Genomic DNA, 15,754 nt, shown 5'->3' on the forward strand with positions numbered 1-15,754 from the left:
TCGTTACCAAGAACGGAGATACTAGGTGCGGGCATCGACGACGCCGCGCTCCCGCGCAAGCCAGCCCTACCGAGGAGGAACGACAGCGTGACCTACGTCATCGCAGAGCCTTGTGTCGACGTGAAGGACAAGGCGTGCATCGAGGAGTGCCCCGTCGACTGCATCTACGAGGGCCAGCGGTCCTTGTACATCCACCCGGACGAATGCGTCGACTGTGGTGCCTGCGAGCCGGTTTGCCCGGTCGAGGCCATCTTCTACGAGGATGACACTCCGGAGGAGTGGAAGGACTACTACAAGGCGAACGTCGAGTTCTTCGACGACCTGGGTTCGCCCGGTGGTGCTTCGAAGCTCGGTCTGATCGAGCGGGACCACCCCTTCATCGCAGCGCTTCCCCCCATGGGTGAGGGGCACTGACCGCGCACACCCGGTCCCGTACGGCTTCGCCGCCGTGCGGGGCCGACGCGTTTGTCCTCCGGACCCTCCGGACCAGAAAGTGAGCACCGTGGCCCCCGTCTCCGCACGCCTGCCCGTCTTCCCCTGGGACAAGCTCGAGCCGTTCAAGAAAACGGCCGCGGCCCACCCGGACGGCATCGTGGACCTGTCCGTCGGCACACCGGTGGACCCCGTCCCCGAGCTGATCCAGCGGGCCCTGGTCGGCGCGGCCGACTCGCCGGGGTATCCGACGGTGTGGGGGACGGCCGCGCTGCGCGACGCGCTCGCCGGCTGGTGCGAGCGGCGCCTGGGCGCGCGCGGCATGGCGCACACCAACGTCCTGCCCGTGGTCGGCTCCAAGGAGCTGGTGGCGTGGCTGCCGACCCAGCTGGGGCTCGGCGCCGGTGACACGGTCGCCTACCCGCGGCTGGCCTACCCGACGTACGAGGTCGGCGCGCGGCTGTGCGGCGCGACGCCGGTCGTCTACGACGACCCGACCGAGCTGGACCCGGCCGGGCTGAAGCTGCTGTGGCTGAACTCGCCGTCCAACCCGACCGGCAAGGTCATCCCCAAGGACGAGCTGATCCGGATCGTCGCCTGGGCGCGCGAGCACGGCGTGCTCGTCTTCAGCGACGAGTGCTACCTGGAGCTCGGCTGGGAGGCCGACCCCGTCTCCGTGCTGCACCCGGACGTCTGCGGCGGTTCGTACGAGGGAATTGTCGCCGTCCACTCGCTGTCCAAGCGCTCCAACCTGGCCGGCTACCGCGCCGCGTTCATCGCGGGCGACGCGGCCGTCCTCGGCGAGCTGCTGCAGATCCGCAAGCACGGCGGCATGATGACGCCCGCCCCGGTGCAGGCGGCGACGGTCGTGGCCCTCGGCGACGACGTCCACGTACGGGAGCAGCGGGCGCGGTACGCGGCACGGCGGACCGCGCTGCGCGCGGCGCTGGAGTCGCACGGTTTCCGCATCGAGCACAGCGAGGCCAGCCTGTACCTGTGGGCGACCCGCGACGAGCCGTGCTGGGACACGGTGGCGTACCTGGCGGAGCTGGGGGTCCTGGTCGCGCCCGGTGACTTCTACGGCGAGGCGGGGGAGCGGTTCGTGCGGGTGGCGTTCACGGCCACCGACGAGCGGGTCGAGGCCGCGGTGAAGCGGCTCGGCTGACCGGCCGCCGGACCCGGACGCGGGCATACGGACCCGGACCCGGACGCGGGCATACGGAAGGGCCCGAGGGGCGGTGCTCCTCGGGCCCTTCCGCGTCCGGACCCCGTGGGACCCCGCCGGTGGGGCGCGGGGTGAGTGACCGGTGCCGGTGGCTACCGGCCGAGCGCCGGCAGCGTCTTGACGGGGAGCTGGTCGACGGCCGGCAGGCCGCCGTTGCCCAGGGCGCCGGTGGGCGCGGCGGAGGTGGCGCCACCGGCGATCTCACCGGCGTTGCCCGCCGCGTCGCCGAGGGCCTCCTGGGCGGCCGGGGTGGTGGTCTTGCCCGTCTTGCCGACGGTGTCGCCGACGGCGGGCACGGCCTTCTTCACCGTCGCGCTGCCTGCCTCACCGGCCAGGCCGGTGGCGTTCCGGGAAGCGCCGCCGACGGTGTCGGTCACCGACGCGGTGTCGAGCGACGACACGCCACCGAGGTCGGTGGCCTGGGGCAGGTCCATGGCGCTTGCGGAGCCGGCCGCACCGACCACGGGAGCCGCGCCCGCTGCGATCAGCAGCGCGGCACGGGCGATCCGACGGGGCAGGGGGAGGGACATGGTGCTCCTTCGACGGGAGATGTCGTTGTCTGTGGTTCCTGTCCGACGATCGGACGCTGTGACAACCGGTCGGAGGGCGGGGGAGGTTGCGGTGGCCAAAGGTAAAGAATGGGTAATGCATCGCATAATCAGCTTCCCGCAAAAACGGGCAAACGCGTCGCGTTCGAAACGGGAGGAGAACCGTCACTTCCCAGTGATCGCAAGGAAAACGCGCACGGAGGACGGAGTGGGACCGGCTCCCGGGTGAAAGGTGCCGGGCGGCCGACCGGAAGTAATCCGGGAGGGTGAACTGGCGCCCCGCTGTGCGAGCTACTGTGCGACGCGGATACGGACTTCGCCGACGCGCGCATTGCCGGAGTCGCGGAAATCATCCCCCGTACCGGAATGGTTCCCCGTACCGGAATCGTGCTCCGTACCCGGATCGTCGCCGTTACGGGAATCGCCTGCGGCGCGGGAATCGTCGCCGCCGCGCGCATGGCCGGGGTCTTCCCTTCGCCAGCCCTCCGCCGACCGCTCCGCGCTCCACACCCGGCCCGCGTACGACACCTCCGCCAGCCCCAGCGCGTCCGCCCGCGCCACCGCCCACTGCGCCAGCTCCCAGCCCCGCTGCGAGGCACCGTCCGCGGCCTCCGGGCCCGCGGACTCGGCGGTCACCGGCACCGGCAGCGCTATGTCCGTGCCGCCGCCCGCACCCCCGGGCCCGGCCGGCCCGCCGGGCAGGACGTCCTCGCCGAACGACCGCACCAGCTCCGCCCGCACCTTCACCGGGTCGCCCGTCCGCCGCGGACCGCTGCCCGACGTGCAGGTCAGCGACGCGGCGGAGCGCCCGGTGAGGGCGGCGGCGAGCAGCGCCGCGTCCGGCTCGTGCTTCGCGTACGCCTGCGGGAAGCCGCTGCGCTGCACGCGCTGCGCGGCGACGGTCAACGGGAGGCGCGAGTACCCCGGAACCTCGGCGAGGCGCTCGTAGAACCGGTGCGCCGAGAAGACCGGGTCGAGGATCTGCCGCGGGGTGCCCCACCCCTGCGAGGGGCGCTGCTGGAACAGGCCGAGGGAGTCGCGGTCGCCGTAGCGGATGTTGCGCAGCGCCGACTCCTGGAGGGCGGTCGCCAGCGCGATGGTCACCGCGCGCTCCGGCATCCCGCGGCTCGTGCCGACGGCGGAGATCGTCGCGGCGTTCGACGCCTGCTCGGGCGTGAGGCTGTACGTGGTGCCGCCGCTGCCCACGACGCAGCGCGGGCCGCCCTTTCCGCCCGTGACGTACTGCATCGCCACGTAGGCGATCAGCGCCAGCAGCACGGCGAATCCCGCGGCGATCCTGAAGCGGCGAGAGGGGGTGGACTCGGACACGGAGCCCACCGTACTGGAGCCCCGGGATAGGCTCGGCACCATGTCCGAGACCATGCCCGCCACCCTGCTGGACCTCACCCAGGACGGTCCGGCGCTGACCGCCGCGCTCGTCGACTTCCCCTCGGTCAGCGGCACCGAGAAGCCCCTCGCCGACGCCATCGAGCAGGCCCTGCGGACCCTTCCGCACCTGACGGTCGACCGGTACGGCAACAACGTCGTCGCCCGGACGCACCTCGGCCGGGCCCAGCGCGTCGTCCTGGCCGGGCACATCGACACCGTCCCCATCGCGGACAACGTCCCCTCGCGCCTCGACGACAACGGCGTCCTGTGGGGCTGCGGCACCTCGGACATGAAGTCGGGCGTGGCCGTCCAGCTGCGCATCGCCGCGACCGTCCCGGAGCCCAACCGCGACCTCACCTTCGTCTTCTACGACAACGAAGAGGTCGCCGCCCACCTCAACGGGCTCGGGCATGTGGCCGAGGCACACCCCGACTGGCTGGAGGGCGATTTCGCGGTCCTGCTGGAGCCCTCCGACGGCCAGGTCGAGGGCGGCTGCCAGGGCACCCTGCGGGTCCACCTCCGTACGAAGGGGGAGCGCGCGCACTCCGCGCGCGGCTGGATGGGGTCCAACGCCATCCACGCCGCCGCGCCGATCCTCGCCCGGCTCGCCACGTACGAGCCGCGCCGCGCGGTGATCGACGGGCTGGAGTACCGCGAGGGCCTCAACGCCGTCGGCATCGAGGGCGGTGTCGCGACCAACGTCATCCCCGACGAGTGCACCGTCGTGGTCAACTTCCGCTACGCGCCCGACCGCTCCATGGAGGAGGCCGAGGCGCACGTCCGGGAGGTCTTCGCGGACTGCGGCGTCGAGGAGTTCATCGTCGACGACCACACCGGCGGAGCGCTGCCGGGGCTCTCCCACCCCGCCGCGGCGGCCTTCATGGCGGCGGTGGGCGGCAGCGCGCACCCCAAGTTCGGCTGGACGGACGTGTCCCGGTTCAGCGCCCTGGGCGTGCCCGCGGTCAACTACGGGCCCGGCGACCCGCTCTACGCGCACAAGCGGGACGAGCACGTGGCCGTCGACCGGATCATCCACTGCGAGCGGCGCCTGTACGACTGGCTCACTGCCTGACCTCCGTAATTTCGCCATTTGTAACGTGCCTGGACCTACCCTGAGCGGGAAACGATGTTCAGCGGAGGGAGCAGGTCATGGGCAACCCCGAGGCCGACACCGAAGGACTGCGGGCGCTCGCGGAACAGCGGATGGGGCCGGTGCTGCGCCGCCGTGAGCAGGTACAGCCCGGCACCACGGATCAGCGGCTGCTGGACACCGCGGGTGACTCCGAGTGGGTGCACACCGATCCGTGGCGGGTCATGCGGATCCAGTCCGAGTTCGTGGAGGGGTTCGGCGCGCTGGCCGAACTCCCCAGCGCGATCAGCGTCTTCGGCTCGGCCCGCACCCCGGAGGGCACACCGGAGTACGAAGCGGGCGTCCGGATCGGCAAGGCGCTGGTCGAGGCGGGCTTCGCGGTGATCACGGGCGGTGGCCCGGGCGCGATGGAGGCCGCCAACAAGGGCGCGCGGGAGGCGAAGGGCGTCTCGGTGGGCCTCGGTATCGAGCTCCCCTTCGAGCAGGGCCTGAACCCGCACGTCGACATCGGCGTCAACTTCCGGTACTTCTTCGTCCGCAAGACGATGTTCGTGAAGTACGCGCAGGGCTTCGTGGTCCTCCCGGGCGGGCTGGGCACGCTCGACGAACTCTTCGAGGCGCTCACCCTCGTCCAGACGCGCAAGGTGACCCGCTTCCCGATCGTCCTGTTCGGCACGGAGTACTGGTCCGGCCTGGTCGACTGGCTGCGCGACACGGTCATCGCCCAGGGCAAGGCGTCGGAACGCGACCTGCTGCTCTTCCACGTCACGGACGACGTGGAAGAGGCGGTGGCACTGGTCACCAAGGAAACGGGCCACTAGGCGGGCCGGGCCGGCCGGGGGCCCGTTTCGCGGGGCCCGGGGAGCCCCGGCTCAGGCCAGGCCGCGCCGGGCCACCGCCGGCGGGCGGTGGCCCGCGATGGCGGCCACCATGTCGAGGACCTGCTTGGTCTCCGCGACCTCGTGCACGCGGTACACCCGCGCCCCCAGCCACGCCGACACCGCCGTCGTCGCGAGCGTCCCGAGCAAGCGCTCCTTGACCGGCTTGTCGAGCGTCTCGCCGACGAAGTCCTTGTTGGACAGGGACACCAGCACCGGCCAGCCGGTCGCCGCCATCTCGCCGAGCCGGCGCGTCGCCTCCAGGCTGTGCCGGGTGTTCTTGCCGAAGTCATGACCCGGGTCGATCATGATCCCGTCCCGGCGGACGCCGAGCGCGACGGCCCGCTCCGCCAGCCCCACCGTCACCCGCAGGATGTCCGCCATGACATCGTCGTACGCGATCCGGTGCGGCCGGGTGCGCGGCTCCGCGCCGCCCGCGTGCGTGCACACCAGGCCCGCTCCGTACCGCGCGGCGACCTCCGCCAGCTTCGGGTCCACCCCGCCCCACGCGTCGTTCAGCAGATCCGCACCCGCCTCGCAGACCGCCTCGCCGACGTCGTGGCGCCAGGTGTCGACGCTGATCACCACATCCGGGTACCGCCGCCGCACCTCGGCGACGAAACCGACCGTGCGGCGCGCCTCCTCCTCGGCCGTCACCTCTTCACCGGGACCGGCCTTGACGCCGCCGACGTCGATGATGGCGGCACCCTCGGACACGGCCCGCTCGACGCGGGCCAGCGCGGGCTCGTCGCGGAACGTGGCGCCCCGGTCGTAGAAGGAGTCCGGGGTCCGGTTCACAATCGCCATGATCACCGGCTCGTGCGCGTCGAATTCACGCCGTCCCAAGCGCAGCATCCCGTTCGTCCTCCTCGCGTTCGGTCGCCTGCGACCTTAGCCGTCGGTGGCGCATGGCACGATCGGGGCCAGACGGTTTCAGCTTCCCGGGAGAGGCACGCCTGTGTTCTGGTTCTTGATGATCGCGATGGTCGTGGTGATCGCCGCGGTCACCCTCGCGGTGGTCGGCGGCGGTGAGAGCGACGTGCTTCCCGAGGCGGCTCCCGAGCAGCTCGTGGACCCGCTGCCGCTGAACCGGCCCGTCGGCCGGGCGGACGTCGACGCGCTGCGCCTGCCGGTCGCCCCGCGCGGGTACCGGATGACCGACGTGGACGACGTCCTCGCCCGCCTCGGCGCCGAGCTCGCCGAACGCGACGCGCGCATCGCCGAGCTGGAGGCGGCGCTGGCCGGGGCACAGGCGACGGCGGTCGGCGGCGCGGACCTCTTCGGCAAGGGCCCGGCCCGCCCGCAGTCCCCCGAACCCCCGCAAGCCCCGCCGTCCCCGGAGAACGGCGAGCGGGAGCAGGAGGGCGACCGGTGACCGGCGGGACCGTACCCGGGCCGGACGGCAGGCCCCGCTGCCCCTGGGGTGCGTCGGCCGCCGACTACATCCCGTACCACGACGAGGAGTGGGGCCGCCCGGTCCACGGCGACGACGCCCTCTTCGAGCGGCTCTGCCTGGAGGCCTTCCAGTCGGGCCTGTCCTGGATCACGATCCTGCGCCGCCGCGAGGGCTTCCGCCGGGCCTTCGCCGACTTCCGTATCGCCGCCGTCGCGGAGTTCACCGACGCCGACCGGGAGCGGCTCCTCGGCGACGAGGGCATCATCCGCAACCGCGCCAAGATCGACGCCTGCCTGGCCAACGCGCGCGTGCTGGCCGGCTGGGAGGAGGGCGAGCTGGACAGGGTCATCTGGTCCCACGCCCCCGACCCCGCCGCGCGCGCGGCGGCGCCCCGCACGATCGCCGATCTCCCGGCGGTGACGGACGAGTCGACCGCGCTGTCGAAGGACCTGAAGAAGCGCGGCCTGCGCTTCATCGGCCCCACGACGGCGTACGCCCTGATGCAGGCCTGCGGCCTGGTGAACGACCACCTGGCCGACTGCTTCGCCCGCTCCACCCCCACCCCCTGGGACCCCACCCCCTGAGACCGGGCGCCGGGCCCCGCACGACCTAACGGCCGACGTACCGCGGCTTCTGCTTCGCCAGGAACGCCTCGACCGCGATCCCGTGGTCCTGCGACGCGCCCGCCTTCGTCTGGAGTTCGTCCTCCTTGTCGAGCGCCTCGTCCAGCGTGTGCGCCGTGCCGTACGCCAGCGACTCCTTCAGCGCCGCGTAGGCCACCGTGGGGCCCTCCGCCAGGGTCCGGGCCACCGACGCGGCCTCCCGCGCCAGGTCCGCCGCCGGGACCAGCCGGTTGGCGATGCCCAGCTCGTACGCCTCCCGCGCCGTGATCGAGCGGGGGAAGAACAGCAGGTCCGCCGCGCGGCCCGGCCCGACCACCCGGGGCAGCGTCCACGAGACGCCGGAGTCGGCGGTCAGCGCCACCCCGGCGAAGGAGGTGTTGAACGAGGCGGTGTCGGCCACCACCCGGTAGTCCGCCGCCAGGGCGAAGCCGAGGCCCGCGCCCGCCGCGACGCCGTTCACCCCGGCCACCACCGGCTTCGGCATCCCGGTGATCGCCCGGACGATCGGGTTGTAGTGCTCCCGTACCGTGCTCATCGTCTTGCCGGGGTCCTCGGCCAGCAGGGTGACGTGCTCCTTCAGGTCCTGGCCGACGCAGAAGGCCCGCCCGGTCGCCGTCAGCAGCACCGCCCGCACCGCGGTGTCGTCGCCCGCCGCGTGCAGCGCGTCGCGCAGGGCGACCTTGGTGTCGATGCTCAGCGCGTTCATGGCGTCCGGCCGGTTGAGCGTGATCGTCGCGAGCCCGTCGCTCACCTCGTACAGCACGGTGTCGGCCATGGCAGGTCCCCTCAGTCGATGACGGCGTATCCGCTCAGCATGGCGGAGATCGACGCGCCCGGACATGCCGCCCGGCATGTGACCTGCGTCAAAGAAAGTCCGGCCACGCCGCGACCTGCGGCGGCGAAGTATCGCAGGCGGACCGCCGAAATAGGCGGTTTTGCGGGAGCGCGTTGCGCAAGCGATGCCTTCCGATGTTGGTCATCGGGTCCCGCCATGCGGGATAATGACCTGGACGCAATGTGTTCGATGCCGGTGATGCGTGCCCATGCCAGAGGGCCGTCGGCGACGATGAGCTGGTTTCAGGAAGGGGAACGAGCATGGCGGCCATGAAGCCGCGGACGGGCGACGGCCCGCTCGAGGTGACCAAGGAGGGGCGGGGCATCGTCATGCGCGTTCCGCTCGAAGGCGGCGGTCGGCTTGTCGTCGAGCTGACTCCGGACGAGGCCGATGCCCTCGGCGACGCGCTGAAGAAGGTCGTCGGCTGACGCGACACTGCCCATGGATGTGACGACAGCCCCGGCTCGGTGTGCCTTACCGAGCCGGGGCTGTCGTATCCGCTGATCCGCTGTCGTCTCCCCGCCGTATCCGCGCGCGGCGGTCATCCGCGCCGCACCGCGCACAGCAGCCCGTCGCCGACCGGCAGCAGCGACGGCAGCAGCTCCTGGCTCTCCCGCACCGCCCGCAGCAGCTCCCGCAGCCGCAGCACCTCGGGCGGCTGGGCCGCCGAGTCGACCGTACGGCCGTCGGCGAAGACGCCCTCGAAACAGACGAGCCCGCCGGGGCGCAGCAGGCGCAACGATTCAGCAAGGTACTCCAGCGACTCGGTCCGGTCGCCGTCGCAGAAGACGAGGTCGTACCCGCCGTCCGCCAGCCGGGGCAGGACGTCCAGGGCGCGGCCGGGGATGAACCGCGCCCGGTTCCCGGCGAACCCGGCGGCCCGGAAGGCCTGCTTGGCGAACTGCTGCCGCTCCGGCTCGGTGTCCACCGTGGTCAGGACGCCGTCCGGCCGCATGCCGTGCAGCAGGTAGATCCCGGACACCCCGGTACCGGTGCCGATCTCGGCCACCGCCTTGGCGTCCGCGGTGGCCGCCAGCAAACGCAGCGCGGCGCCGGTGCCTGGCGACACCGAGGGCAGCCCTGCGTCCCGGGCCCGGTCACGGGCCCAGCGCAGCGCTTCGTCCTCGGCGACAAAGGCGTCGGCGAACGCCCAGCTCGTCTGCCGGTTGGCGGTAATGACCCTCTCCTGTCCCCGTAGTTGGCGCAACGGTGACTGTATCCGCTCGGGGCCGGGAACCCGCAGATGGGACCGTGCGTTGGGAGGAGCAGAGGGACCAGACCGGAAGAGTCCCGGAAGACGGTCCCAAATTCACGCAAAGATTCTTATCCGGAGCTAACGGGCGAGGTGGCTATGGTAGGGGCTCCACTGGACACCACCAGAGCCGACAGGGGAGGTGCGGCTGCGCCTGTGGATCGGGGACGAGCGCTGCGGCTGCGGCGCTTTCTCAGGTCGGCGGGTGAGCCGAAATCCGTGACCTACACCGCTGACAGTTCCCGCGCAGCCGACGACTCCGCACCCACCACGGCGACCTTCGCATCGGATGCGGAATCGCAGGCGTGGGCTCCCCCCTCCTGGGAGGAGATCGTCAGCACCCACAGTGGCCGCGTCTACCGCCTCGCCTACCGCCTGACCGGCAACCAGCACGACGCGGAGGACCTCACGCAGGAGGTCTTCGTCCGCGTCTTCCGCTCCCTGTCGACGTACACGCCGGGGACGTTCGAGGGCTGGCTGCACCGGATCACGACCAACCTCTTCCTGGACATGGTGCGCCGCAAGCAGCGCATCCGGTTCGACGCGCTCGGAGACGACGCGGCGGAGCGGCTGCCCAGCCGCGAGCCCTCCCCGCAGCAGGTCTTCCACGACACGCACTTCGACGCCGACGTGCAGCAGGCGCTGGACACCCTCGCGCCCGAGTTCCGTGCCGCGGTCGTGCTCTGTGACATCGAGGGACTGTCGTACGAGGAGATCGCCGCGACCCTCGGCGTGAAGCTCGGCACCGTCCGCAGCCGTATCCACCGCGGCCGTTCCCATCTGCGCAAGGCCCTCAAGCACCGGTCACCCGAGGCCCGGGCCGAGCAGCGCGCCTTCGCGGCCGTGGGCGGGGAGGGCGGGCCCGCGTGAGTGGCACAGGTCCGACCCCCGCGGAACAGCACCTGGGGGACCGGCTCGCCGCGCTGGTGGACGGGGAGCTCGGTCATGACGCCCGTGAGCGGGTCCTCGCGCACCTGGCGACCTGCGCCCGGTGCAAGGCCGAGGCCGACGCCCAGCGCCGGGTGAAGAGCGTCTTCGCCCAGGCCGCCCCACCGCCGCCCTCCGAGGGGCTGCTCGCACGCCTCCAGGGGTTGCCCGGGGGTGCTCCGGGAGCCCGGGGCGACGACGACCAGGACCCGGGCAGACCCTTCGGCCGGTCCGGCCCCTTCGACGACCGCGGCTTCGGCGGCGGCCACTTCGACGACCGCCGCTTCGACGACGGCGGCGTCTTCGCCGTGAAGCACGACGGATTCGCGCTGCCCGGCGGGCCCGGCTCCGGCTTCCGCATCCACGAGGTGGGCCGCCCGGGCACCGCGGAGCGTTCACCGTGGCGGGGACGCCGGTTCGCGTTCGCCGCGGCCAGCGCGGTGTCCTTCGCGGCGATCGCCCTCGGCGGTGCGCTGCCGACAGCCGCCAACGTCGACGCCCGCGGCGAGGGCGGCAACAACGTCACCCCGCTGCGCACGTCCGGTCAGACGCCGAACGCCGCGGCGGACCGCCGTCGCGGGCTCGGCACCGGCACCGGTACGGGCTCCGCGTCGCCGCTGCCCGTCGTCCGCGCGCAGGGGCGGCAACCGGCAGCGCATCCCTTTCTCTCGGCGACCTCGCTGAGCGGCGCCGCGCCCCTGTCCCCGCTGCTGGTACGGCCCACCGTGTCCGCCTTCCACTTCGCCACCGCGCCCGGGCCGGCGGCGGCCCCCGGCCCGGCCCCCGGCGCGTCCGTCGCGCCGTCGCCGAGCGTCCTGCCGTTCACCGGCCGGCGGTGACGGGTCCGCCACCCGTCGGGCCCGTCGCCCGACGGGTCTTCCGCTGCCCCTGCGCAAGCGTCACCGGACCTGGTTGAATCCATGCGCAGGGGCGCCCGAAGGGGCGTGGACGGGTCAGCAGCGCGGTAGCGGGGAGCACATGAACGACGGGAAGCCCACCGGTCAGAAGCCGAAATGGTGGAGCCGGCCGACGCCACCGGACGCGGCGCCGCATCCGGCCCCCACCCCGCCGGCCGCCGAGGCCCCCGCGCCCGTACCGGCCCAGGCCACGCCCATGGAGACGCGGGGCGCCGCCCCCGCCGTCGACGGCACCGCCCGTCCGCAGCCGTTGCACGAACCCGACGAGTACCGCACACCGCCCTACGGCGAGCCCGGCCCCTGGGCGCCCGCGCCGCCCGTGCAGCGCCCGGTGCCCACCCCGCCGCACGGCACCCCCGTGCCGCCGCCCGCGCAGCCCCCGGTGCCCGCGTACGGCTCACCGCACCCCCAGCCGCAACCGCACCCACAGCCGTCGCAGTGGCTCCAGTACGACCCCTGGAGCACCCCCGGCGCCCCGCCCCACCAATCCCGGCCCCACCAGCCGCCGCAGCCCCTGAGCCACCCCGGCGAACCGCCCGCGCCCCGGACATCGCGGCGCGGGCTCGGGCTCGCCGGCGCGCTGGTCCTCGCGCTGCTCTGCGGCGTACTCGGCGGCGGCGTCGGCGCGTACATCGAGCGCAACGGCGGCCTCACCACCGTCGAACTGCCGCAGGCCGCCCACGAGGACACCGGCCGTGCCCCCGACAGCGTCGCCGGGATCGCCGCCAGCGCGCTGCCCAGCGTCGTCACCCTCCACGTCAGCGGCGGCAGCGAACAGGGCACCGGCACCGGCTTCGTTCTCGACGAGCGGGGCCACATCCTCACCAACAACCACGTCGTCGACCCGGCCGGCACCTCCGGCGACATCACCGTCACCTTCAGCGGTGGCGAGACGGCCCGGGGCCGGCTCATCGGCAAGGACAGCGGCTACGACCTCGCGGTCGTCCGGGTCACCGGTGTCTCCAACCTCAAGCCGCTGCCCCTCGGCAACTCCGACAACGTCCGCGTCGGCGACCCCGTCGTGGCCATCGGCGCGCCCTTCGACCTCCAGAACACCGTGACCTCCGGCATCATCAGCGCCAAGGAGCGGCCGATCACCGCGGGCGGCGAGAGCGGCGACGGCAGCGACATCAGCTATGTCGACGCGCTCCAGACCGACGCCCCGATCAACCCCGGCAATTCCGGTGGCCCGCTCGTCGACTCCAAGGCCCGCGTCATCGGCATCAACAGCGCCATCCGCGCCGCCGACAACGGCACCGGACTCGACGGCGGCCAGGCCGGCTCCATAGGGCTCGGGTTCGCCATCCCGATCAACCAGGGCAAGCGCGTCGCCGAGGAGCTGATCAACACGGGCAAGGCCACCCACCCGGTCATCGGCGTCAGCCTCGACATGAAGTTCAGCGGCGACGGCGCCCGGGTCGGCGCCAGGGCCCAGGACGGCGGCCCGTCCGTCACCCCGGGCGGCCCCGCCGCCAAGGCCGGCGTCCGGCCGGGAGACGTCATCACGAAGGTCGACGGCCAGCGGGTGCACAGCGGTGAGGAGCTCATCGTCAAGATCCGCGCCCACCGCCCCGGCGACCGGCTCCAGCTCACCCTGGTGCGCGGGGGCAAGGAGCAGACCAGGACGCTCACCCTCGGCTCCGCCTCGGACGACTGACGCGGTGACCGGTGACCGGAGACCGGCGGACCTGTGAAAGGCGCACCGGTGAGCGGTGAGCGGTGAGCGGTGAGCGGTGAGAGACCGGAACGGCCACTCGGTGGTCATCGCAAGGTACCGCCCCGACAGCTCGGCCAGGTACCGTGGAGCGGGCCCCGGGCCCTGGGAACCGGAACCGGACCCCGTGAAGGAGCGGCAAGGTGTTCAATGACATAGGCGCACTCGAGCTCGTGGCGCTCGTGATCCTTGCCGTGCTCATCTTCGGGCCGGACAAGCTGCCCAAGGTCATTCAGGACGCGGCCCGCTTCATCCGGAAGATCCGCGCGTTCTCGGAGAGCGCGAAGCAGGACATCCGCAGCGAGCTCGGCCCGGAGTTCAAGGACTTCGACTTCGAGGACTTGAACCCCAAGACGTTCATCCGCAAGCAGCTCACGGAGAACGAGGACCTCAAGGAGATCCGCAGCAGTTTCGATCTCAAGAAGGAGATCAACGACGTGGCGACCGCGGTCAACGACCGCGGCGAGACCGCGTCCGTCCCGGCCGCCGCCGTCAGCGGCAGCGGCCCCGACCTGCTGAAGAAGCGCGACACGCCGGATCCGGGCGAGCGGCCGCCGTTCGACGCCGACGCCACCTGACCGGCGGTCTTCCCGGTCCGGCACCGTCGAGGTGGCTAAGCTCTGCCTCTGTCACGTATCGAGGAGGCGGCCGGGCAGATGGAGACGACGAGTCGGGTAGGGGCGCAGAGTGCTGCGCCCGGTGTCAGATCCGGGTCCGAGGGGGTGCCCCAGGCCCGGCGTACCGTCGACGGCTATCTGCGGGCGCCGTTCCCCTGGTACGGGCTGGACGAGGCGTTCACCGGGCCGCGCTGGCTGATGCAGGTCGGCACCTCCGCGGACGGCACCGTCCAGCACGGCTCGACCGGCCACGGTGACGAGCCGTCGATACGGCCCGACCCGACCGCCGCCGACAGGGCGCGTTTCGCGGTCGTCGTCACGGTCGCCGCGAGCCCGGTGCGCCGCAGCGGCGACGGTACGGGCGTGCTGGAGGCGACCACCGTCTCCTCCGCCGCCTGGTTGGCCGGCTCCGGGCTCCTCGCGTACACCTGGCCACCCCAGCTCGACCACGCGCTGCGGGACGACTGGCTCGACCAGCAGACGGAGACCGCGTTCGAGCTCGCCGACGACCTGACCGGGCCGGCCTGGACGACGCTCTCGCTCCCCGTCGACGGCGAGCCGATGCCGTTCCACTACCGCGAGTCCGAGTTCGGCTGGGTGCTGGCCGGGACGACGCGGGGCGGGGTGCACCTGGGCGCGTACGGGCGCGGGATGAGCGCGTACGGGCTGGGCTTCGCGGTCGTCCGCGACATCACGGCGTACGCGTAGGCGCCGGGTACGGCGAAGGGGGGCACCGCTCGTCGAGCGGTGCCCCCCTTCGCCGTACCGGATCAGAACTTGTTGCGCGGCGTGATGCCCAGGCTCATGCCGGACAGGCCGCGCTGACGGCCACCCAGCTTGCCCGCGATCGTGCGCAGCGCCGCGCCCGCCGGCGAGTCGGGGTCGGACAGCACGACCGGCTTGCCCTCGTCGCCGCCCTCGCGGAGCCGTACGTCGATCGGGATCTGGCCCAGCACCGGCACCGCGGTGCCCGTGGTCTTCGTCAGGCCGTCGGCGACCTTCTGGCCACCGCCCGTGCCGAAGACGTCGACCATCTCGTCGCAGTGCGGGCACGGCAGGCCCGACATGTTCTCGACGACGCCCACGATCTTCTGGTGGGTCTGCACGGCGATGGAGCCGGCGCGCTCGGCGACCTCGGCCGCCGCCTGCTGCGGGGTGGTGACGACGAGGATCTCGGCGTTCGGCACGAGCTGCGCGACGGAGATCGCGATATCACCGGTGCCCGGGGGCAGGTCGAGCAGGAGGACGTCCAGGTCGCCCCAGTACACGTCCGCCAGGAACTGCTGGAGCGCGCGGTGCAGCATCGGGCCGCGCCACACCACCGGCGCGTTGCCCGGCGTGAACATGCCGATGGAGATGACCTTCACACCGTGCGCCGACGGCGGCATGATCATGTTCTCGACCTGGGTGGGGCGGCCGTCCACGCCCAGCATGCGCGGCACGCTGTGACCGTAGATGTCGGCGTCCACCACACCGACCTTCAGCCCGTCGGCGGCCATCGCGGCGGCCAGGTTCACGGTCACGGACGACTTGCCGACGCCGCCCTTGCCGGAGGCCACCGCGTACACCCGGGTCAGCGAGCCGGGCTTGGCGAACGGCACCTCGCGCTCGGCGGTGGTGCCGCGCAGCGCGGCGGCCAGCTCCTTGCGCTGCTCGTCGCTCATCACGTCGAGAGTGACGTCGACGCCCGTGACACCCTCGACGCGGGAGACGGCGTCGGTCACACGCGAGATGATCGTCTCGCGCATCGGGCAGCCGGAGACCGTGAGGTAGACGGTGACGGCCACCGCCCCGTCCCCGCCGATCTCCACTGACTTGACCATGCCGAGTTCGGTGATCGGCCGGTTGATCTCGGGGTCGTTCACCGTCGCCAGTGCTTCGCGCACCGCGTCTTCCGTAACCATACGGAGA

The 15,754-nt window shown here is 72.6% G+C and carries 18 protein-coding genes; 12 read left to right on the top strand and 6 right to left on the bottom strand.

The genetic code is table 11. The annotated features are described in order from the left end of the window. The first annotated feature begins 87 nt into the window (after positions 1-87). Positions 88-414, top strand: coding sequence for a ferredoxin (fdxA, locus tag ABZZ38_RS16135; RefSeq protein WP_356739959.1), 327 nt, complete (start codon positions 88-90; stop codon positions 412-414). A gap of 88 nt (positions 415-502) precedes the next feature. Then, positions 503-1,597, top strand: a complete 1,095-nt coding sequence (locus tag ABZZ38_RS16140) for a bifunctional succinyldiaminopimelate transaminase/glutamate-prephenate aminotransferase (RefSeq protein WP_356739961.1) — start codon at positions 503-505, stop codon at positions 1,595-1,597. 152 nt (positions 1,598-1,749) lie between these two features. Here the strand turns inward: ABZZ38_RS16140 and ABZZ38_RS16145 are convergent, their stop codons facing one another. Together ABZZ38_RS16145 and ABZZ38_RS16150 are read right to left on the bottom strand one after the other, a co-directional pair. After that, positions 1,750-2,187 (bottom strand): ATP-binding protein, encoded by a 438-nt coding sequence (locus ABZZ38_RS16145; RefSeq protein WP_356739963.1) that lies wholly within the window; start codon positions 2,185-2,187, stop codon positions 1,750-1,752. A gap of 309 nt (positions 2,188-2,496) precedes the next feature. Further along, a complete protein-coding gene (locus ABZZ38_RS16150) occupies positions 2,497-3,543 on the bottom strand; it encodes a hypothetical protein (RefSeq protein ID WP_356740085.1) in 1,047 nt (348 codons plus the stop codon). Between the two features lie 43 nt (positions 3,544-3,586). Between ABZZ38_RS16150 and dapE the strand changes: the two genes are divergently transcribed. Both dapE and ABZZ38_RS16160 read left to right on the top strand, forming a co-directional pair. Then, positions 3,587-4,666 (top strand): succinyl-diaminopimelate desuccinylase, encoded by a 1,080-nt coding sequence (gene dapE / locus ABZZ38_RS16155; RefSeq protein WP_356740087.1) that lies wholly within the window; start codon positions 3,587-3,589, stop codon positions 4,664-4,666. A gap of 77 nt (positions 4,667-4,743) precedes the next feature. After that, positions 4,744-5,505 (top strand): TIGR00730 family Rossman fold protein, encoded by a 762-nt coding sequence (locus tag ABZZ38_RS16160; RefSeq protein ID WP_356739965.1) that lies wholly within the window; start codon positions 4,744-4,746, stop codon positions 5,503-5,505. 51 nt (positions 5,506-5,556) lie between these two features. On the opposite strand, the gene folP is transcribed toward ABZZ38_RS16160, so the two are convergent. Beyond that, positions 5,557-6,417, bottom strand: a complete 861-nt coding sequence (gene folP, locus ABZZ38_RS16165) for a dihydropteroate synthase (RefSeq protein ID WP_356739967.1) — start codon at positions 6,415-6,417, stop codon at positions 5,557-5,559. Between the two features lie 103 nt (positions 6,418-6,520). On the opposite strand from folP, the gene ABZZ38_RS16170 reads away from it, so the two are divergent. Together ABZZ38_RS16170 and ABZZ38_RS16175 are read left to right on the top strand one after the other, a co-directional pair. After that, positions 6,521-6,937, top strand: coding sequence for a cell division protein DivIVA (locus ABZZ38_RS16170; RefSeq protein WP_356739969.1), 417 nt, complete (start codon positions 6,521-6,523; stop codon positions 6,935-6,937). Beyond that, the gene (locus tag ABZZ38_RS16175) at positions 6,934-7,542 is read left to right on the top strand and encodes a DNA-3-methyladenine glycosylase I (RefSeq protein ID WP_356739971.1); all 609 of its coding nucleotides are present in this window, start codon (positions 6,934-6,936) and stop codon (positions 7,540-7,542) included. Before ABZZ38_RS16170 ends, ABZZ38_RS16175 begins: the two co-directional genes overlap by 4 nt. Positions 7,543-7,567: 25 nt before the next feature. Here ABZZ38_RS16175 and ABZZ38_RS16180 read toward each other — a convergent pair whose 3' ends face one another. After that, positions 7,568-8,356 carry an enoyl-CoA hydratase-related protein gene (locus ABZZ38_RS16180; RefSeq protein WP_356739973.1) on the bottom strand — a complete coding sequence of 263 codons (789 nt, stop codon included), beginning with the start codon at positions 8,354-8,356 and terminating at the stop codon, positions 7,568-7,570. Positions 8,357-8,676: 320 nt separating this feature from the next. Here ABZZ38_RS16180 and ABZZ38_RS16185 point away from each other — a divergent pair, with 320 nt between their 5' ends. Continuing rightward, positions 8,677-8,844 carry a DUF3117 domain-containing protein gene (locus tag ABZZ38_RS16185; RefSeq protein ID WP_003966491.1) on the top strand — a complete coding sequence of 56 codons (168 nt, stop codon included), beginning with the start codon at positions 8,677-8,679 and terminating at the stop codon, positions 8,842-8,844. A 113-nt stretch (positions 8,845-8,957) separates the two neighbouring features. On the opposite strand, the gene ABZZ38_RS16190 is transcribed toward ABZZ38_RS16185, so the two are convergent. Further along, the gene (locus ABZZ38_RS16190) at positions 8,958-9,623 is read right to left on the bottom strand and encodes an O-methyltransferase (RefSeq protein WP_356739975.1); all 666 of its coding nucleotides are present in this window, start codon (positions 9,621-9,623) and stop codon (positions 8,958-8,960) included. A 144-nt stretch (positions 9,624-9,767) separates the two neighbouring features. Here ABZZ38_RS16190 and sigE point away from each other — a divergent pair, with 144 nt between their 5' ends. The 5 genes from sigE to ABZZ38_RS16215 all read left to right on the top strand — a co-directional run bounded on the left by sigE (position 9,768) and on the right by ABZZ38_RS16215 (position 14,551). Next, on the top strand, positions 9,768-10,538 hold the full coding sequence (gene sigE / locus ABZZ38_RS16195) for an RNA polymerase sigma factor SigE (protein WP_356739977.1): 771 nt from the start codon (positions 9,768-9,770) through the stop codon (positions 10,536-10,538). After that, positions 10,535-11,434 (top strand): zf-HC2 domain-containing protein, encoded by a 900-nt coding sequence (locus ABZZ38_RS16200; protein WP_356739979.1) that lies wholly within the window; start codon positions 10,535-10,537, stop codon positions 11,432-11,434. The genes sigE and ABZZ38_RS16200 overlap by 4 nt, the downstream gene beginning before the upstream one ends. Before the next feature lie 139 nt (positions 11,435-11,573). Next, positions 11,574-13,169: a trypsin-like peptidase domain-containing protein gene (locus ABZZ38_RS16205; RefSeq protein WP_356739981.1), complete on the top strand. Its 1,596-nt coding sequence runs from the start codon at positions 11,574-11,576 to the stop codon at positions 13,167-13,169. A gap of 200 nt (positions 13,170-13,369) precedes the next feature. Next, the gene (locus tag ABZZ38_RS16210; RefSeq protein WP_356739983.1) at positions 13,370-13,804 is read left to right on the top strand and encodes a sec-independent translocase; all 435 of its coding nucleotides are present in this window, start codon (positions 13,370-13,372) and stop codon (positions 13,802-13,804) included. Between the two features lie 78 nt (positions 13,805-13,882). Beyond that, positions 13,883-14,551 (top strand): hypothetical protein, encoded by a 669-nt coding sequence (locus ABZZ38_RS16215; protein WP_356739985.1) that lies wholly within the window; start codon positions 13,883-13,885, stop codon positions 14,549-14,551. A 62-nt stretch (positions 14,552-14,613) separates the two neighbouring features. Here the strand turns inward: ABZZ38_RS16215 and ABZZ38_RS16220 are convergent, their stop codons facing one another. Continuing rightward, entirely contained in the window at positions 14,614-15,747 is a 1,134-nt protein-coding gene (locus ABZZ38_RS16220; RefSeq protein ID WP_356739987.1) for an Mrp/NBP35 family ATP-binding protein, read from the bottom strand. Between the last annotated feature and the right edge of the window lie 7 nt (positions 15,748-15,754).

The sequence above is a fragment of the Streptomyces sp. NPDC006368 genome (assembly GCF_040612535.1).
GTDB lineage: Bacteria > Actinomycetota > Actinomycetes > Streptomycetales > Streptomycetaceae > Streptomyces.